Source organism: Methylobacterium sp. P3_A11, from assembly GCF_056403155.1.
The window spans coordinates 1-1897 of record NZ_JBFUGA010000231.1 but is presented as its reverse complement, the minus strand read 5'-3'; the positions used below and the strand labels follow the sequence as shown (position 1 = coordinate 1897).

Here is a 1897-nt window from a genome sequence, read left to right as displayed (position 1 = left end):
GGGCTGTCGCAATCGCGAATGTGCTGAGGTTCGCGGGTCGTTAGCCATACCCGCTCAGCTTGCCGCCTCCGCTTTGGAGCCGGCCCATGATCCTGTCTGCCATTGCCGCCAAGCTCAAGCAGCGTGCACGGACCGACTTCCGCGGCCGGCACTTCGAGGCGGTCCTGATCGTGCAGGCGGTCTCCTGGTACCTGCGCTACCCGCTGAGCTACCGCGACATCGAGGAGCTGTTCCTTGAACGTGGCCTGGAGGTGGATCACTCCTCCGTGAACCGCTGGGTTCTGGCCTATGCGCCGCTGATCGAGAAGCGGCTACGGCAGTTTTGTCGGCCACACTGCGGCTCGCTGCGCATCGACGAAACCTACATCAAGGTGCGGGGCGAGTGGTGCTACCAACACGGGGGAGTACTGTGCGCGAATGCGCCCGGGTATTGCCGCACGCTGCCGGTTGGGACGGGTTTGGGTGACAGAGGAAGAGCTGCGCCAGACGCTCTATAGCGTTATATACCTGCGATAGCGACTAGCATCATAACTGCATCCATCTCAGCAGGTTAGTATTCCTTTCTCCACAATCGTTCTGGGCGACTGATAACGCTTATGTGATCGTGGCATACAGTATAGTAGAGCTGCGTACCTAAATTGAGGGATGCGCATAAGCTGCCTTATGCCAAGCGCACAACTCATCCTGAACTGGAGTAGGTCAGATGCGCAAAGATGGTCCTCCCACCGGTTTTGTTGCCATCGGCCTCGTGCTCTCGGCGGGTATGCTGTTGGCTCAGTACGAAGTCCTCGTTCGCCCAGACAACACAGTCGAATTGGCGGACGCGGAAAACCCCGCCATGACGCTGCAGCTGGCTTCGTTCGAGCCTTCGCTGCCGAGCGAAGCGGTCGTAGCGGTCCCGACACTTAGGGCGAAACCTGCGGTCCTTGAGGTGGGAACCTCGCGCCAGTAGGGCTGTCAGTCAGGCGTAGGGACCGCCGAACAGGTCGCCGATCGCCTTCCTGCGGAACAGCGTCCGCCACCGCCGCCTCTGATGCTCCGGCCGGTCGTGGATCATGTGGCACCGCTGGCAGAAGGCTGCGAGGTTGGCATCCGCGTTGTTCGAGGTGTCGTGATCCCGATGGGCCGCGGGCAGGACCACGCGGGTCCGACGGGCACGGTGGAGGATGTCAGCTTCCGCAGCGATCCGGATGCGGCGGCCCCACCCGTCACGCCACCGGCTGGCTTCCGCGTCCCACCAGCGGCCGTCACCGAGGTGGTAGACCATCTAACCATGCGGCCGCCCGCAGCCCTCACAGCAGCCTTTCGCCCGGCCGAACCGGATCACGGCGGAGAGCTGCGACCAGTCGATAGGGTAGAAGAAGCGGTGCTCAGGCCGGATCGGCATAGCGAGGTGCAGTGCCCGGTGGAATGTTACCCCTTCTATAGCCTCGACCAATTCAGCCTGTGGCCTCTCCGCCACAGGCGCCGGGTAACGCCATAACGGCCGGGAACCAACGAGCCAGTCAGATGTTGCCGCGCCTCCCTATGTATATCTCGACGTATTCCACGGTCTGATCCGCGTTAATGAGCGGTTTACTATAGCGGCTTGCCTCGTCTCCGCTCAGTGTGTCCGTAAAACTACAGCCATTTCGCTCAAGGATCGGTAGCCATACTGCCAGATCGAATTTCTGGACCCTACGACATGACCAAGCTCCTGGCTTCGCTCGCCGCCTTCACCGCCCTCACCGGTGCCGCCTCGGCCGCCGACCTTCCGCGCCGGGCCGCTCCGCCGCCGGTGTTCACCCCGGTCCCGGTGTTCACCTGGACGGGCGCCTACTTCGGTATCAACGCCGGCTACGCCTTCGACGCCAGCAGCCGCTCCACCGGCAACAGCTTCGGCGTGCCGTTCCCCTCT

The 1897-nt window shown here is 62.7% G+C and carries 1 protein-coding gene and 3 pseudogenes; 3 read left to right on the top strand and 1 reads right to left on the bottom strand.

What is annotated here, in order from left to right:
- Positions 1–86: 86 nt before the first annotated feature.
- A pseudogene (locus AC1DXK_RS30930) lies at positions 87–407 on the top strand (IS6 family transposase); the annotation flags it as partial.
- Positions 408–703: 296 nt separating this feature from the next.
- Positions 704–952, top strand: coding sequence for a hypothetical protein (locus AC1DXK_RS30925; protein ID WP_457108842.1), 249 nt, complete (start codon positions 704–706; stop codon positions 950–952).
- Between the two features lie 9 nt (positions 953–961).
- Here the strand turns inward: AC1DXK_RS30925 and AC1DXK_RS30920 are convergent.
- Positions 962–1387: pseudogene (locus AC1DXK_RS30920) on the bottom strand (hypothetical protein).
- A 297-nt stretch (positions 1388–1684) separates the two neighbouring features.
- Here AC1DXK_RS30920 and AC1DXK_RS30915 point away from each other — a divergent pair.
- Positions 1685–1897, top strand: a pseudogene (locus AC1DXK_RS30915) (porin family protein); the annotation flags it as partial.

What these genes read in the sequence shown, in the direction of transcription:
- AC1DXK_RS30925 (WP_457108842.1), top strand. Translation starts at nt 704, where the DNA reads ATGCGCAAAGATGGTCCTCCCACCGGTTTTGTTGCCATCGGCCTCGTG.